The organism is Stenotrophomonas sp. PS02300 (assembly GCF_029959395.1).
In the GTDB taxonomy this organism is placed as follows: domain Bacteria; phylum Pseudomonadota; class Gammaproteobacteria; order Xanthomonadales; family Xanthomonadaceae; genus Stenotrophomonas; species Stenotrophomonas maltophilia_AD.
In genome coordinates, this window is record NZ_JASCOP010000023.1 from 25,811 (window position 1) to 41,724 (window position 15,914).

At 68.9% G+C, this 15,914-nt stretch carries 11 protein-coding genes; 1 reads left to right on the forward strand and 10 read right to left on the reverse strand.

Annotated features, from left to right (window positions below; translation table 11 throughout):
* Together QMX79_RS06855 and trpB are read right to left on the reverse strand one after the other, a co-directional pair.
* Nucleotides 1-681 carry a hypothetical protein gene (locus tag QMX79_RS06855; protein WP_282245666.1) on the reverse strand — a complete coding sequence of 227 codons (681 nt, stop codon included), beginning with the start codon at nt 679-681 and terminating at the stop codon, nt 1-3.
* Nucleotides 678-1,904, reverse strand: a complete 1,227-nt coding sequence (gene trpB, locus QMX79_RS06860) for a tryptophan synthase subunit beta (RefSeq protein ID WP_282245668.1) — start codon at nt 1,902-1,904, stop codon at nt 678-680. The genes QMX79_RS06855 and trpB overlap by 4 nt, the downstream gene beginning before the upstream one ends.
* A 95-nt stretch (nt 1,905-1,999) precedes the next feature.
* On the opposite strand from trpB, the gene QMX79_RS06865 reads away from it, so the two are divergent.
* A complete protein-coding gene (locus QMX79_RS06865; RefSeq protein WP_282245670.1) occupies nt 2,000-2,887 on the forward strand; it encodes a LysR family transcriptional regulator in 888 nt (295 codons plus the stop codon).
* A 13-nt stretch (nt 2,888-2,900) separates the two neighbouring features.
* Here QMX79_RS06865 and QMX79_RS06870 read toward each other — a convergent pair whose 3' ends face one another.
* The 8 genes from QMX79_RS06870 to QMX79_RS06905 all read right to left on the reverse strand — a co-directional run.
* Nucleotides 2,901-4,001 carry a toxic anion resistance protein gene (locus tag QMX79_RS06870; RefSeq protein WP_282245672.1) on the reverse strand — a complete coding sequence of 367 codons (1,101 nt, stop codon included), beginning with the start codon at nt 3,999-4,001 and terminating at the stop codon, nt 2,901-2,903.
* Between the two features lie 39 nt (nt 4,002-4,040).
* Complete coding sequence (locus tag QMX79_RS06875) at nt 4,041-4,745, reverse strand: hypothetical protein (RefSeq protein WP_282245674.1); 705 nt, start codon at nt 4,743-4,745, stop codon at nt 4,041-4,043.
* Nucleotides 4,742-10,099: a DNA repair ATPase gene (locus QMX79_RS06880; protein WP_282245676.1), complete on the reverse strand. Its 5,358-nt coding sequence runs from the start codon at nt 10,097-10,099 to the stop codon at nt 4,742-4,744. The genes QMX79_RS06875 and QMX79_RS06880 overlap by 4 nt, the downstream gene beginning before the upstream one ends.
* A gap of 91 nt (nt 10,100-10,190) precedes the next feature.
* Nucleotides 10,191-12,209 carry a hypothetical protein gene (locus QMX79_RS06885; protein ID WP_282245677.1) on the reverse strand — a complete coding sequence of 673 codons (2,019 nt, stop codon included), beginning with the start codon at nt 12,207-12,209 and terminating at the stop codon, nt 10,191-10,193.
* Nucleotides 12,206-12,886 carry a hypothetical protein gene (locus QMX79_RS06890; protein ID WP_282245679.1) on the reverse strand — a complete coding sequence of 227 codons (681 nt, stop codon included), beginning with the start codon at nt 12,884-12,886 and terminating at the stop codon, nt 12,206-12,208. The genes QMX79_RS06885 and QMX79_RS06890 overlap by 4 nt, the downstream gene beginning before the upstream one ends.
* Before the next feature lie 183 nt (nt 12,887-13,069).
* Complete coding sequence (locus QMX79_RS06895; RefSeq protein WP_282245681.1) at nt 13,070-13,726, reverse strand: phosphoribosylanthranilate isomerase; 657 nt, start codon at nt 13,724-13,726, stop codon at nt 13,070-13,072.
* A complete protein-coding gene (gene truA / locus QMX79_RS06900; RefSeq protein WP_282245683.1) occupies nt 13,723-14,496 on the reverse strand; it encodes a tRNA pseudouridine(38-40) synthase TruA in 774 nt (257 codons plus the stop codon). The genes QMX79_RS06895 and truA overlap by 4 nt, the downstream gene beginning before the upstream one ends.
* A 43-nt stretch (nt 14,497-14,539) precedes the next feature.
* Nucleotides 14,540-15,914 (reverse strand): FimV/HubP family polar landmark protein (locus QMX79_RS06905; protein WP_282245685.1); only part of this gene is annotated, 1,375 nt, incomplete at its 5' end.

A 15,914-nucleotide genomic window follows, 5' to 3' on the forward strand; every position in this document is an offset into this window, starting at 1 on the left:
TCAGGCACATCCTTCTTTCAATTCAACGGCGCCACTGGCGCCCCAGTACAGCTTAGATATCACCCCGCCGAAGATCTCCAGCCGGATCGCCAGATCCGAACCGGGGTCCTGCCAGGTCAGGTACTCGCCCACGTCCGGGTCGTAGGCATGCGGTGTGCGGGTGCTGCCCGGAGGCAGGCGCTTGAGCGCCTCGTCCAGCGACATGCCCAGGCGCAGGCCGAACGGCCCCGGCTGGGCAATCGCCTCGTAGGAACCGTCGATGGTGTCGAGGTCGAACCGCTGCACGTGGCCGGCATCGACCATCATCGACACCCCTTCGGGCAGGCTGCCGCGCTCGTAGTACTCGCAGGCACCCGCACCGTCGCCTTCGCTCAGGCCGGCCGAATGCCATGATCCGTCCGCTTCGACGTCGCTGAAACGCTGGCCGATCACCACATCACCTGCGTGGTCCAGCGCGACCAAGACCACGGCGGGAGCGTCGGTTTCGTCCGCAGGCGGTGTGTCCTGCGGTGCATCCTCGAACGGGCGATCTGCCACGTCGTCATTGCTCGCCGGCAGCCGGGCCGGCGCAATCGCCGCCGGCGTCGCCGCAGGGGCCAGCACCGGCGGCTCCGGCGGTTTGCAGCCGGTCAGGCCGACCACGATCAGCAGCGCACTTCCCTGGCGCAGCACCGGATTCACAGGACCAGGCCCTCGCGCGCGGCAATGGTGTGCACGTCCTTGTCGCCACGGCCGGACAGGTTGCACAGCACCAGCTTGTCGCTGGGCAGCTCGCGCGCGATCTTGATCGCCTGGGCCACGGCATGGCTGGATTCCAGCGCGGCCAGGATGCCTTCGCTGTGCGCCAGCTGATGGAACGCGGCCAGCGCCTCATCGTCGGTGATGCCCACGTACTCGGCGCGACCGGCATCGGCCAGGAACGCGTGTTCCGGGCCCACGCCGGGGTAATCCAGCCCGGCCGAGACCGAGTGGGTTTCGATGATCTGGCCGTCGTCGTCGCAGATCACGTAGGTACGGTTGCCGTGCAGCACGCCGGGGCGGCCTGCCGCGATCGAGGCCGCATGGCGCCCGGTCTCGATGCCGTCACCGGCCGCTTCGGCGCCGACGATGCGCACGTCGCGATCATTGAGGAACGCATGGAACAGGCCGATGGCATTGCTGCCGCCGCCCACGCAGGCAGTGATCGCATCGGGCAGCCGGCCGTAATCGGTAAGCATCTGCGCGCGCGCTTCGCGGCCGACGATGGCGTTGAAGTCGCGCACCATGCGCGGGTACGGGTCCGGGCCGGCCACGGTGCCGATGATGTAGAAGGTGTCGCGCACGTTGGTGACCCAGTCGCGCATGGCTTCGTTGAGCGCATCCTTGAGCGTGGCCGATCCCGACGTGACCGGGACCACCGTCGCGCCCAGCAGCTTCATGCGGTAGACGTTGATCTTCTGCCGCTCGATGTCGGTGGCGCCCATGTACACCACGCATTCCAGGCCCAGCCGCGCGGCCACGGTAGCGCTGGCCACGCCGTGCTGGCCGGCGCCGGTCTCGGCGATGATGCGCTTCTTGCCCATCCGCGCGGCCAGCAGGGCCTGGCCGATGGTGTTGTTGATCTTGTGCGCGCCGGTGTGGTTCAGGTCTTCGCGCTTGAGCAGGATCTGCGCGCCGCCGACCTGCCGGCTCAGCCGCTCGGCGTGGTAGATCGGGCTGGGACGGCCCACGTAATGGGTGAGGTCCTTGTCGTAGGCGGCGATGAATGCGGGGTCGCGGCGCGCCTCGTCATAGGCCGCCGCCAGCTCCTGCAGCGGCCCGATCAGCGTTTCGGCAACGAAACTGCCGCCATAGCGGCCGAAATGGCCGTTGGCGTCGGGATAGGCGTGGAAATCGGTGATGGGGGGGACGGACGATACGGACATGACGCGACAGCCGTTGGAGACAGGCTGACAATTTAGCGCACATGTCGTGACCGGAATATCGATATTATCTGCACCAACACGTCAGGAAAACTCACATGAACCAGACGCCACTGCCGCCCCTCAATGCCCTGCGCAGCTTCGAGGCCACCGCCCGGCTGGGCGGCGTGGCACGCGCGGCCGAGGCGCTGCACGTGACCCACGGGGCAATCAGCCGCCAGCTGCGGCTGCTCGAGGAGCACCTCGGGGTGGCGTTGTTCGAACGGGCCGGGCGGGGGCTGCGCCTGACCGCGGCCGGCCAGGCCCTGCAGGTGGCCTGCGCCGGGGCGTTCACCCAGATCCGTGAGGCGGTGGACACCCTGCAGCGCCGGCAGCGGCCGGAGGCGCTGGTGCTGGGCTGCAGCGGCAGCATCCTGGCGCGCTGGATGATTCCGCGCCTGCCCGCGCTGCAGGCCGACCTGCCGCAGCTGCCGCTGCACTGGTCGGCGCAGGACGGCAGCTTCACCGAACAGCAGCAGGCGCTGGATGCGGTGCTGCTGCTGGCGCAGCCACCGTGGCCGCGCGGCTGGCAGGTGCGCGAACTGGCCCCGGAACGGGTCGGCGTGGTGGTCAGCCCGCAGCATCCGGCTGCGGCGCGGCTGCGCCAGCAGCCACCGCAGGCGCTGCTGCGCGAACCGCTGCTGCACACCACCTCGCGCCCGCAGGCGTGGCCGGACTGGGCGTTGTCGCATCGCCTGGACCCGGCGCAGCTGCAGCTGGGCACCGGATTCGATCACCTCTATTACCTGCTGGAAGCGGCCGTGGCCGGGCTGGGCGTGGCGATCGCGCCGGAGCCGCTGGTGGCCGATGAGCTGGCGGCCGGACGCCTGCTGGCGCCGTGGGGCTTCGCCGCGACCGGTGGCTTCTGGGTGCTGGCCACCCCGGAGGGCGCGCAGGATGCCCGGGTCGAATCCCTTGCGGAATGGCTGACCGAAAAGCTGCGTTAACGCCCTACCAGACTTATGCCGCTGTCGGAGCCGCCAGGCGTTGTTGGACGTCATCACGCATCTTGGCCAGTTCCACCTCGGCCTGCTGGCGCTGCTGCATGCCTTCGCGGTGGATGGTGCGGACTTCTTCCACGGTGGCGATGAGCTGTTCGTGGGTGTGGCGCAGGGTCGCCACGTCGATCACCGCGCGCTGGTTCGCCTTGGCGGTGTCCACCGAGGTCTGCCGCATCAGGTCGGCATTGCGCCGCATCAGTTCGTTGGTCGCATCGTCGATCGTGTTGGACAGCTCGGCCGCGCTCTTCTGCTCGCTCAACGACAGCTGGATGGCGAACTGGCGCTTCCACGACGGGATGGTGATGTCGCGGACGGTATTGAATTTCTCGATCAGCTGGATCGCATTGGCCTGGATCAGGCGGATCATCGGCAGCGACTGGTCGGCCGCATGCTGCATCACCACCAGGTCGCCCACCCGCTTGTCGAGCAGCCGGATCGCATTGTCCAGCTCGCCCTGGCGGATCCGCACCTGCGGGTCTTCACTGCCTGCACCGGCCAGCTGCTCGCTGCGCAGGCTGGCCAGCCGCTGCTTGCCGGCGGCGATGTGCAGGCCCAGCGCATGGCGTTCGTCGCGCACGATCTCGTGCATGCGGTCGAACTCGCCCACGCGCTGGCCCATCAGCGCCTGCTGGCTGCCGACATCGCCGAGCAGCTGTTCGATCTGGCGGTTGGTGTCGCTGAACTTCTGCACCAGCTCGCCCTTGGAGGCACGCAGCTTGTCGATCAGGCCACCAATCACCGGCACCTTCGAACGCTGGGTGAGCCCATCCAGGTTGAGCGTGCGCGCGATGCGCACCACTTCGCCCAGCTTGTCGCCACTGGCATCCAGGTCGCGGTTGCGTACCTGGTCGAGCAGCTGGCTGGAGAACGCGGCGGTCTTGGCCGCCGCTTCGCGCCCGAATACCTGCAGGTTGCCCGGACGGATGTCCTCCAGGCTGCGGCCGATTTCCGCGATGCGCGGCAGGTCGTCAGCGACCAGCCCCAGCGCCTGCAGGGTGGCGTCGTCGACGGCGGCCGGTGCCACGGCAAGCGCCGTGTTGTCCTGCGGATCCTGGGTCATGGCGTGATCTCCTTGAAGGGGGTCAATCGGGTATCGGGGTCAGTCGAGTCTAGCCTGCGCCGAGGCCAGCTCGGCGGCGATCTGCGCCTGCAGCTGCGCGGCCTGCGCATTGCGCTGCTGCTGGTCATCGGCACGGCGCGCCAGTACCGCCTGCCGCCAGGCCGGCAGCAGCGTTTCGGTGATGCGCTGGCCGCGTGCCAGCAGGTCGCTGTCCTGTTCGTACAACAGCTGCCACTGCCCGGCTTCGAGCTGCCGCACGGCGGCCAGCCGGCGCAGGTGATCCAGGCGCTGGGCAAGCACAGGCTGCAGCGGTGCGGGCAGGGTGGGAAGTTGCGCGGCGCCGGCGTCCACCCACCGCTGGGTGGCCCCTGCCGCATCGAGCGCGGCCGCCTGCGCAGCGAGGTATCGGCTGCCCTGTTCGCGCAGCGCCTGCGCGGCCAGCTCGACCTGCGTCAACAGCAGGCCAAGGCGCGGTTGCCAGTCCTGTGCATCCAGCTCGCGTTCAACGTCACGGCCCAACAGGCGCCCCCACCAGCCGGTCTGCCGGCGCACGCCGCCGGGCGCGGCCGATTGCAGCACCAATGCCAGTTGCGCCAACAGGTCCAGCAACGGTTGCCCTGCCCGGTCGGCGGTCGCGGCCGCGTCATCTACCTGCCCCAACACGGCCACCACCGCATCTCCCCAACGCGCCAGGTCGGCCGCATCGGGAGCCGGTGCTGTCGGCACGGGCCAGCGCGCACTCATGCGTGCGCGTCGTCCGCCGCGGCCGCGTCCCGTGGTGGCCGCGCCGATTCGCCGTAGAAATGGCGCATCAGCGCCTCATCCAGCGCGCGTTCTTCGGGGGTGCTGGCGCGGCGCACGCGCGGCCGTGCAGCCGGGGCCGGCTCGCGCTCGGCCTGCTGGCGCACCCAGCCGGCCAGCAACGCCAGCGTCTCACCGGTGCGGGCCTGCTGCGCATTGGACTGGCCCAGCAGCTGCAGCAACGGCGCCAGACCCTGCTGCAGCCCCTGCGACAAGGGTTCGGCGAGGGGCGCTTCGACAGCCACGGCCGCAGGGGCGGCACTCGCCGCGTGGGCCTGGGCCAGCCGTTCCAGCGCGGCCAGCAGCGCGGGCCAAGGCGCGGGTTCTTCCACCGCCACCGCTGCCGGTGGCGCGCTGGGCTGCAGCGCGCTGGCGATATCGGCCAGCTGCGCCACCACCCGGCCGCCAACATCGGCGTCACCGGCGCCCATGGCCTTGTTGCGCAGGAAATCGCGCTTGATCTGGGCCCAGCGCTGCTGTTCCTCCTCGCCCTGCACCCCGCGCAGCTCGGCCAGCTTGAGCAGGTTCTCCTCCGCGCCGGTGGTGAGCAGCTGCGCCTCGCCCAGGTAGTGGTCGGAGACCAGCTGCTGCAGCTCGGCATCGTTCATCACCGGCGAGATCTTCTCGGCCAGCTTGTTCATGTTGCGGTAGCTGCCCTGCAGGCGGAACGGCGGTTCGGTACGGTAGCGGTCGTCCTGCGCCGCGCTGGCGATGTACTGCTGGTTGACCCGATAGACCACGTCGCGCACGCGCAGCATGCGCTGCAGGGTAGCGACGATTTCGTTGATCTCCGCACCGCTGTAGGCATGGCTCAGCGCGTTGGTCGAGACCTCCTTGCCGGCGGCCCGCTCGGCCAGCAGGTACAGGTCGGCCAAGTCACGGGTGGCCAGCGGCGCCAGCACCGGGTTGGAGGTCAGGCTGTTCTCGATGTAGCTCAAGGTGAAGGCATCTTCCATGCCGCCCAGCACGTCGCCCAGGTTGTAGATGTCGGCACGGTTGGCCAGCATGTCCGGGATCTTGAACACTTCGCCGGACTCGGTATACGGGTTGCCGGCCATCACCACGCAGAACTTCTTGCCGCGCATGTCGTAGGTGCGGGTACGCCCGCGCCACACGCCTTCGATGCGGCGGGTGCCGTCGCACAGCGAAATGAACTTCTGCAGGAACTCCGGATGGGTGTGCTGGATGTCATCGACATACAGCATGGTGTTGTTGCCCATCTCCAGCGCCAGGTTGAGTTTCTCCAGTTCCTGCCGTGAGGTCGCATCCGGGGCCTGGGCTGGATCCAGCGAACGCACCTCATGGCCGAGCGCGGGGCCGTTGATCTTCATGAAGACCAGGCCCAACCGGTGCGCCACGTATTCCATCAGGGTGGTTTTGCCGTAGCCGGGCGGCGAGATCATCATCAGCAGGCCCATCAGGTCGCTGCGCTTGTTCTCGCCCACGGTACCCATCTGCTTGGCGAGGTTGTCGCCGATGACGCCCAGGTACACATCGTTGATCAGCTTGTTGCGCACGAACGACGACAGCGGCCGTGCCTTGAATTCGGACAGGCGCAGGGCATCGCGCTCGCGGCCGATGATGCGCTGGCGCACGCCCTGGTAGGCATGGAACGCCGGCACGAACGCCTGCAGGTGCTCGCGCAGGCGGGCCAGGAAATCATCCAGCGACAGCAGCAGGCGCCCCTTCTGCACGCGCGCGTGCTCGCCCAGCAGGCCGTCGACCTGCACCAGCAGCGCCACGTCGCTGGGTCGGGTGCGCAACGTGCGCGCCACCAGCAGCAGCGCCGCTGCTTCATCGACATAGGCGCTGTGATCGGTGAACGCAGGCAGCTGGCACAACGCACGCAGCCACTGTCCGGCCAGCGCCCAGCGCGCCGCCAGGCCGTCCTGTTCGCGCTGCAGCGCACGGTCGAATGCCTCGCGCTGGCCGGCGGCCTGCAGGTGCTGGCCGAGTGCATCCAGCAGCGCCTGCGCATAGCGGCTGGTGCTGAACACCGGCTCGCCAGCGCCCAGTTCCGCGGCGAGATACGCCGCTGCGGCCTGCGCCTGGACCGGGTCGAACGGGAGCTGGTGTTCGTCCACGAAGCTGGACAGCGCGGCACCGATGTCGGCCAGCAGCGCCTGCTGGCCTTCGCGTGAGCCGAACAGGCGCGCGATCGCATCGGCACCGGCCTGTCGCGCAGCCCACTGCAGGACATCGTCGCGGCGGTGCTGCGCGGACCAGAACAGCATCGCCAACGCACGGGCGCGGGGGGCGTGCTGCAGGGTGCCCGCCGCCTGCTGCAGCGGCAGCAGCGCGTGCAGGATCAGGCTGGCGTCGTGGTCGTGGATGCCGCGCTCATATCCTTCGCGGTAACGCGGGGCGGCGAAGTCGCGCACGATCCGTTCCAGCGCGTCGGGCTCGGCCGCGCTGCGCTGCAGGGTGGCCAGGTCCAGCCCGTCGCGGCCTTCCATCGCCGCCTGCAGCAGGCTGCCGGCCAGGTATTCGCCCCGGTACAGCTGCGCCGATTCGGAATCCAGCCCGACCTGCCAGTACGCCTTCAGCCCGGCCAGTTCCGGGTCGTGCAGCGTCTCCAGGAAATCAGTACCGGTCAGGTGGATGGCCAGCTCCTCCCCGCGCGGCAGCAGGGTCAGGTCCAGCGCCTGGGTGTTGACGCTGAAGCGGTGGCGCGGGCCCAGCCGGACCACGTTGCCCCCGTCTTCGAACAACTCGCTGCGGTCGCGCAGCGCGCGCACGGCCTGGTCGCGCACGCCCTTCAGGCGCGCTTCGACGTCGTCGGCCTTGACGCTGTCGCGCAGCTCGCGCAGGCGCCCGGCCAGCTCACGCAGCTTGAGCACCAGCGCATCGCCGGCGAAGAAGGCATTGAGCTCGTCGGCGCTGGCAAAGCGCTCGGTACGCTTGGCCAGGCCATCCAGGATGCGGGTGGCGGCGTCCAGCACCGAACGCGCCTTGCGCTGGCGCTCGTCCTGCAGCGCCTGCTTGTGCGTTTCAAAGGCTTCGATCAGTTCTTCGCGCTTGGCCAGGATGTCGCCCAGGAACTGCTCGTGCTCGCCGAACTGGCTTTCCAGTTCTTCCAGCTGCACCAGCAGGCGCGACATCTGCTCATCGGCCCGCTCCGGGTCGGTGGCCATGGCCAGCGCGCTGGTGATGGCCTGGGAGAACAGCGCGAACTGCGCGGCGAACTGCGCCACCGCCTCGGCCGAGCCCAGGGTGCGTCGCCGCTGCTCGGCGCGCACCCGGCTCTGGTTGAGCCGGGCGTACACCGCGGAAATGGATTCCACCACGCGGGTGCGCGCGGTGGCGTCATCCACCTTCAGCCCGGCCATCAGGGTCGACAGCATGTCCAGGTCGGCCGCCATCGCACGCATGCCGGCCAGCTGCTCATCCAGCACCCGGGCGCTTTCGGCCTGCTGGGCCGCCTCGTCGAGTACCTGCAGCCGGGCGCCCAGCGGGGCCAGTGCCTGCTCGCCGCCCAGGAACTGGCCGGTGGCCGCGCCGATACGGTCGTGCGCCTCCTGCAGGGCGGCGGTCATCGCATCGATCACATCGGTGTCGATGTAACGGTAATCGCGGATGGTCAGCAGGTGGCCACGCTGGGTGGAGATCGCGTTCAGCGCCTCCACGAAGGCCTGCACCTCCGTCCAGTTCTCCGGCTGCAGGCGCGCCAGCAACGCCTTCTGGCTGGCCTGCGCCTGGGCCATGGCCTGCGCCGACTGCTGCCGGATCGACTGTACTTTCTCGTACTCGTCCAGCACCGACTCGCCGGTGGCGCTGATCTCGCGGAGCAGGCCCGCGGCGCCGTCGCACTGCGCGTCGTCCAGCCAGTGGTGGGCGTCGAACAGCCGCCGGGTGTCCTGCACCAGGCGCTGGTAGCGCTGCACCGACACATCCTGGCCTTCGATGGTGCGGGCCAGGTCGAACAGGTTGGAAATGCCGCGCACCAGTTCGGCATTGCCGATCCGGCCCATGAAGGTATTGCCCGGCGGCCGGCTGGCGGCGAACTCGTCGCTGCTGAACGGGGTCTGCCACACCTGCATGGGGTGGATGCGGGTGGGTTCGGTGCCTTCGGCATGGAACAGCACCATGCGCCCGTCGTGCAGGAAGGCGTAGCCGTGGCCGAACACCGGCGTCTGCAGCACGCGCTGGATGGTGTTGTACACGAACAGCGCCGAGCGCCCGCCTTCGCGCTCGTAGAAGATGTACAGCACGTCTTCGCCGTTCGGCGAACGGATGGCACGCTTGAACTGCATGCCCTGCATGGACGCGTCGAACGCCTTGTGTTCGCCGCTCTGCAGGTAGTAACCACCGGGGAAGATGATGCCGTGGTCTTCGGGCAGCTGCACGCAGGCCTGCACGATCGCATCGTTGCGGGTGATGGTGCCGGTGAGCGTGTTGTAGATCAGCCCACGCCAGGTGGTTTCGCGGTACGGCAGTACCTTCAGCAGCACCAGTGAACCGACCCGGGCGAAATCGAACTGCGCGTCATCCAGCGACTGGGTACTGTCGTCGACCGGCTCGCTGTAGATGCCCTGCCCGCTTTCGGTGTTGTTCTCCACCTTGATGGTGAGGTCGCCCCCGGTGGTCTCGACGAACAGGGTATCGAGGATGTTCAGGTGCGAATGGCGGCCGCTGACCGCCATGTCGCGGGTGGCCCGTGTCCATTCGAAATCGAACGGTGGCGGCAGCGCGATATCGCGTTCGCCGCGCGCGTCCAGGTAGGTCAGCGCGCCATCGCGGGCGACCGCCCAGCGGAACACGCGCACGTCGGTGCTGCGCTCGCCGATCTGGAACGAGGCCAGCAGCTTGTCGCCGACCTTGATCAGCTGCAGCAGGCGTGCGTGCTTGTAGTACGCGTACAGTTCGCCGAAGTCGTGCACGAACGCGGCCTGCGCCAGGAAGCTGCCCTTGGCTTCCACCGGCACCACGTCGTAGCCCTCGCCGGCCTGCACCAGCCGGTACAGCCCGAACACATCCTCCACGCGGGTCTGGGTCTTCAGCCCCAGGAAAACGTTGTAACCGAACAGCAGCAGGTCCGGACCGACCTGCACGATGTCGCGACCCACGCAGTTGTTCTCGCTGCGGATGCGGAAGCGGCCGGTGACTTCCAGGCGGCTGTCGCCGAATTCGGCCAGGCGCTGCTGGTTGAGCGTATCGGCCAGCCCGCGCAGGCGCCCCCCCTGGTCACCCAGCCGGCGGCGCAGCACTTCATAGGCACCGCCCTGGGCAACGGCCTGGTCGACGGTGGTGGTGGCTTCCGGCGGCGACGGCTCGGGACGGTTGGCGGTATCAGACATCGGCTTCCTTCCGGCTCACGGACAACCGGCCGGACAAGCCGGCCAGTGAGGGGGCGACGACGGCGCGCACGCGGCGCGCCATCGAGGGGGCTCAGCGGGCGTCGACCACGGTGGCCGACACGGTTTCGACCTCGGCCAGGTGCTGGTCTTCGATCTTGCGCGGGGCTTCCTCGCGCGGCGCGACCCCCAGGTAGCGCTGCATGAGGTCCTGCACGATCGGGCTCTTGCCGGCCAGGCCTTCGATCGACTTGCCCAGCGAGACCGCCTTGATCAGGTTCTCGAACATGCCGCCGTCGCCACCCACCAGGTCGATGTCGGCATTGCGCAGCGCGCTGGCGATGACGCCGGCGTTCTCGCGCGAGACTTCCTTGCCCGCTTCGATCGAGGCGAGGGCCTGCTTGAGGCTGTTGTCGAGCATCATGCGGAACTCTTCGTGGCCGCGCGCGGTATCGCTCAGCGAGGCAATGGCTTCGAACTTGCGGACCAGGCCCTCGGCCTCGGCCAGCAGCTTCTTCTGCACCACGCCGGCTTCGGCGCCTCCCACCGATTCGGTGGCGCTGGCACGGGCGCGGCCCATCTGCTCTTCACCCTGGGCCTGGGCCTGCAGGGTCTCGGCCAGCACGCGGGCGTCGTTGGTGCCCTGCTTGAGGCTGGCTTCGGCCTTGGCCTCGATCACGCGGGCCTCGGCGATACCGACCTTTTCGATGGCCAGCGCGGACGCTTCGCGCACCTGCGCTTCGGCCAGGCCGGGCGCAGCCTGTTCGGCGCGGGTACCGTCGGCGAGCAGGCGCTTGGCTTCGGCCTGCTTGCCGGCCGCTTCGTGTTCGGCCTGGGCCAGCGTGGTGATTTCCACCGCGCGGTGCTTGGCCGAGGTCTCGGCCGCCTGGGCTTCCTTGACCTGGCGCACCATCAGTTCCTGCGCCTTGGCTTCGGCTTCCAGGATCAGCACCTGCTTCTGGCGATCGGCTTCGGAGACTTCACGCACTTCCTTGATGCGTTCTTCTTCCTGCGCCACGGTCTTGTCGATGGCGATCCGCTCACGGGTGATGTTGGCCACGTCCATCTTGCCGGACTCGACCACCTTGTCGCGCTCCACGCCCTGCAGCTGCACTTCGCGCTGGGTGGTGACCTGCTCCAGCTGGCGCGCGCGCTCGACCCGTTCGGCTTCGATGGCCACGGCGCGCTGGCGGTTCTGTTCGGCCACCTCCACCTCGCGCATGCGGTTCTGCTCGCGGATTTCGATGACTTCCTGCGCTTCGATGCGGGCCTGCTCGGACAGCTGGCGCTGCTCTTCCTGCACCTTCGCGGTTTCGGCCTGTTCGCGGGCCTGGATGGTTTCAATCTCGCGCTTCTGGCGGGCTTCGGCCTCGGCCTGCTGGCGTTCCAGCGCCAGCAGCGCTTCGCGCGCTTCCACGTTCTTCTTGGTGATGGCGAGCTTTTCGTTCTGTTCCAGCTCGTTGGTCACCACGTTCTGCGCGGCGGTGAGTTCGGTGATCTTGCGGATGCCCTGCGCATCGAGGATGTTGTTCTGGTCCAGCAGCAGCTTGGGGGTCTGCTCCAGGTAGTCGATGGCGACGTCTTCCAGCGCATAGCCGTTGAGGTCGTTGCCGATCACCGCGATGATCTCGTCGCGGAATTCCTGGCGCTTCTCGAACAGTTCGGTGAACTCGAACTTCTTGCCCACCGTCTTCAGCGCTTCGGAGAACTTGGCGTTGAACAGTTCATCGACCGCGTGCTTGTCCGAGGCACGGTCGGCGCCGATGGCCTTGGCCACGCGCAGCACATCGGCCTGGGTTTCATTGACCCGCAGGTAGAACGCCACCGCGATGTCGGCGCGCATGTTGTCGCGGCAGATAAGGCCTTCCTTGCCACGGCGGTCGATCTGCAGGGTGATCAGGCTGATCCGCATCAGCTCGGCGCGGTACAGCACCGGAATGATCAGGGCGCCGGTGAAATGCACCTTGGGCTGGGCGCTCATGTCGTTGACGATCAGGGCCACGCCCTGGTCCACCTTGCGGTAGAACGCCTTGAACAGGCCGGCCAGGCCGAACATCAGCACCAGCAGGGCGCCCACCCCGATCAGGAAGGGGGCCATGGTCGCAAAACTCATCGGTGGATCTCCTTATCGCCCGGAATCAGGCTGTCTTGGAACGAAAGCGCGGGGTGCCCGTGTTCACGGGCCACCAGGTAATGATTGTGTTCGGGCAGGTAGTCGAGCAGCACGATACGCTCGCCGCGCGCCAGCGGCCCGCCGTCACGCACGCGCACCTGCAGGATCAGGCCGGCACCGCCGTCGTCGACGTTGGCATGGCCGGCCTCGGCGGTCACCTGCGGTGACGCGACCACCCCGACCCGGCCGAGCAGAGAGCGCTGCGACACCGGGCGCAGCCGCAGCAGCAGCCGGCGGATCGGACGCAGCAGCCAGGCGGTGACCGGCACCGCCGGCACCAGCGCCAGCACGGCAGTGGCGCTGCCGGCCAGCCAGCGCATCGGCACCGGCAGCGGCTGCAGCAGGAAAAGGTGGACGAAATAGGTGGCGGTCCAGCCGAAGAAGGCAAGCAGCGCGATCACCAGCATCACCGGGGCGCCGCCCAAGCCGAGCCGGGCGAACATGCCGGAGAGCCCATGCAGGCCGTCGTCGCCCAGTTCGAGGTCCAAGCCGTCGCCGCCGATGCCGTCGTCGACCACGCCACAGGCCGCCAGCAGCCAATAGACCATGGCGAATGCCAGCACGATGCTGTAAGGCAGCGTGGGGAACGTAAGCGCGACAGTCAGAAATTCCGCCATTCCAGTACTTCCCTGCATCGATGCCGCCCCCGCGGCGTCCTGCAGGAGGCACTCCGGCCTCCCGCGACTACGCGCCGAGCCGGCCGCGTCCTGTCCTGTCGATGCTACGTGAAATCGGCGGATACGCACATAGGCGTTTCCGACGTAGAACGTCTCCCGACCAACGGTCGGGAGCTACCGGCGCTAATCCGCTTCGTGACAGTCCGCGCGGCGGACTTCTTCGACGAACTTGCGCATCTTGTAGCCGTCCTTGATGCCCGGCTCGGTTTCGATGCCGCTGGAGACGTCCACACCCCACGGCAGGGTCGCCACGATGGCGTCGAACACGTTGTCCGGGGTGATGCCGCCGGCCAGCAGGAACGGGCGGTGCAGGCCGGTCGGCAGGCGAGTCCAGTCGAAGGCCACGCCGGTGCCGCCACCGCCGCCCGGGGCGTGGCTGTCGAACAGGAAACCGGCCGCGCTGGGGTAGCGCAGCTGCAGCTGGCGGGCGTTGACCTCTTCACGGCCGCCCATGGCCACCGCCTTCAGGTACGGCATGTTGAAGCTGCGGCAGAAGGATTCATCTTCGTCGCCATGGAACTGCAGCAGGGTCGGCCGCACGGTGCGCAGCACTTCGCGCACCTCTTCCTTGCTGTTGTCGCGGAACAGCGCGACCACGTCCACCATCGGCGCGATCGCCTGGCGCATGGCGCGGGCTTCGGCCGGGGCCACCCGGCGCTTGCTTTCACGGGCGAAGATGAAGCCGACCGCATCCACGCCCAGTTCGCCGGCCAGGCGCACGTCGCCGGCGCGGGTCATGCCGCAGAACTTGATGCGGGTGCGGTAGAAGGAGCGGCTCATAGAGTGACCTCGGCGGGCAGGTGCCAGTTGTCGGGGTACAACGGGCCAACGAATACAAGGCCCTGGGGCGGTGCGGTCGGGCCGGCCACGGTGCGGTCCTGGCCGGCAAGCAGCTCGGCCATCCACGACACCGGCTTTTCCCCACAGCCAATCAGGATCAATGAGCCGACGATATTGCGCACCATGTGATGAAGGAATGCATTGGCCTGAACGCAGACCTCCACGATCTCGCCCTGGCGGGTCACGCTGATGGCCTGCAGCTCGCGGCGGGCGTGAAGGGCCTCGCACTGGGCGCTGCGGAAAGCGCTGAAGTCGTTCTCGCCCAGCAGGGCCTGCCCGGCCTGGTGCATCAGCGCGGCATCGAGCGGCCGGCGCTCCCAGCTCAGGGTCTGCCGGTGCAGCGCCGGGCGGATCTGCCGGTTGAGCAGCCGGTAGCGGTAACGCCGGGCGCGGGCGGAGAAGCGTGCGTGGAAGTCATCGGCCACCGGCACGCACCAGCGCACCGCGATCGAACGCGGCAGCCGGGTGGTGGTGCCCAAGGTCCAGCCGCGCGGGTCACGCGCCACATCGGTATCGAAGTGCACCACCTGGCATTCGCCGTGCACGCCGGCATCGGTGCGCCCGGCACAGACCACCTGGATCGGCGCGGCGGCCACCGATGACAGGGCGTCCTGCAGGCTGGCCTGCACGCTGGGGCAGCCGCTCTCACCGAGCTGCTGCCAGCCCTTGTACTCGCTGCCGTCGTACTCGACGCCCAATGCGTAACGCATGTTCAGAACTTCGCTTCAAATGCAGGAGGGCGGCCGACGCGGATCATCCGAGCCGCGAGAGCAGCTCGTGGGCCTGCTGCTGGCTGTGCGGGTCGCCGGCCTGGGCGACCTCGAGCAGCAGGATGCGGGCGGTTTCGGCATCGCCCAGGTCGAGGTAGGCGATCGCCAGTTCAAGGCGGTCGCGACCCGGTGCACCCAGCGGGGCCGGGTCGTGGTGGACGGCCACGGGAGCTTCCGCCGCCGCAGCAGCGGTGTCCTCGGGGAATTCAAACACGCCACGATAGGACGGCTGGGCCGCCGCTTCGAGCGCGTGCGGCGGCACGACATCTTCGGCTGCAACCGGCGCGACCGGCACCACCACCGGGGTGGCAACGGCCTCCTCGACGTCCTGCACCGGGCGGCCCGGCTGCGGCTCCAGGGTGAACACCGGCTCGCGCCGCCCTTCATCCGGTACTTCGGTCTCGGCCAGCACGTAATCCGGCGCGTCGCGCAGGTCGGGCTCGTCAGCGTCCACGTCCTGCTGGGCCGCCAGTTCGTCCACGTAATCGGCGGCGGGAACCGCAGCGGCCAGGCTGGCGGCATCCAGTCCCTCGCGGCGCAGCGGCGGCAGCGGCGACGGCTTGCGCCGACGGGCCACGGCCCAGCCGGCCACGATCAGCAGCAGCACCGCCAAGCCGAGCCAGGCCCAGCCGCCACTGCCCGCTTCGCGCGTGGCCGGGGCTTCGCCCAGGCGCTGCTGCGCGGCAGCCAGGTCGGTGCCTTTCATGGCAATCAGCGAGGCCTGCTGCTGCTTGAGCTTCTCCAGTTCGGCCACGCGGTTGCGCAGCTCCTGGATCTCGGCATCGCGGGTAGCCACGTCTTCCTTGGCCTGCCGCAGTTGTTCGTTGCCCAGCATGTCACCCTCGCTGCCGGCAGCGGTGCCGGTGGTTGTACCTGCGTTGTTGTCGGTAGCGGCGACCGCCGGGGCGATCTCCAGGCGTCCACCCGCAGCGGCTGCGGGGGCCGCCGCTGCAGGCGCGGCCGTGGCGGCCGGCGCGGCGGCAACGCCACTGGCGACCGGCTGCGGAATGGCCGAGCGCGACTGGCGCCACTGCGCGGCGTGCTCGCGCACCATGGCGGCGGCCTGGGCGGCATCGACCGGAGCATCGGCACCTGCGCTGCGCAGCACCGCGCCCTGCTTGAGCAGGTTCACGTTGCCACGGATGAAGGCGTCGGGATTGGCACGCAACAGGGCGATCATCGCCTGGTCGCGGCTGATGCCCTGCTCGCGGGCCAGGCTGCCGGCAATCTGCGAGAGGGTCTGGCCACGCTGCACGGTGATGCTGCCGTCGGCGGCGACGGTCGCCGCAGGCGCGCTGGCGGCCGGCCGCGACGGCGCAGCCGCGCGTGCGGGCACCGGGCTGGTCCGCGGCGGGGGC

What these genes read in the sequence shown, in the direction of transcription:
- trpB (WP_282245668.1), bottom strand. Translation starts at nt 1,904, where the DNA reads ATGTCCGTATCGTCCGTCCCCCCCATCACCGATTTCCACGCCTATCCC.
- QMX79_RS06865 (WP_282245670.1), top strand. Translation starts at nt 2,000, where the DNA reads ATGAACCAGACGCCACTGCCGCCCCTCAATGCCCTGCGCAGCTTCGAG.
- QMX79_RS06870 (WP_282245672.1), bottom strand. Translation starts at nt 4,001, where the DNA reads ATGACCCAGGATCCGCAGGACAACACGGCGCTTGCCGTGGCACCGGCC.
- QMX79_RS06875 (WP_282245674.1), bottom strand. Translation starts at nt 4,745, where the DNA reads ATGAGTGCGCGCTGGCCCGTGCCGACAGCACCGGCTCCCGATGCGGCC.
- QMX79_RS06880 (WP_282245676.1), bottom strand. Translation starts at nt 10,099, where the DNA reads ATGTCTGATACCGCCAACCGTCCCGAGCCGTCGCCGCCGGAAGCCACC.
- QMX79_RS06885 (WP_282245677.1), bottom strand. Translation starts at nt 12,209, where the DNA reads ATGAGTTTTGCGACCATGGCCCCCTTCCTGATCGGGGTGGGCGCCCTG.
- QMX79_RS06890 (WP_282245679.1), bottom strand. Translation starts at nt 12,886, where the DNA reads ATGGCGGAATTTCTGACTGTCGCGCTTACGTTCCCCACGCTGCCTTAC.
- QMX79_RS06895 (WP_282245681.1), bottom strand. Translation starts at nt 13,726, where the DNA reads ATGAGCCGCTCCTTCTACCGCACCCGCATCAAGTTCTGCGGCATGACC.
- truA (WP_282245683.1), bottom strand. Translation starts at nt 14,496, where the DNA reads ATGCGTTACGCATTGGGCGTCGAGTACGACGGCAGCGAGTACAAGGGC.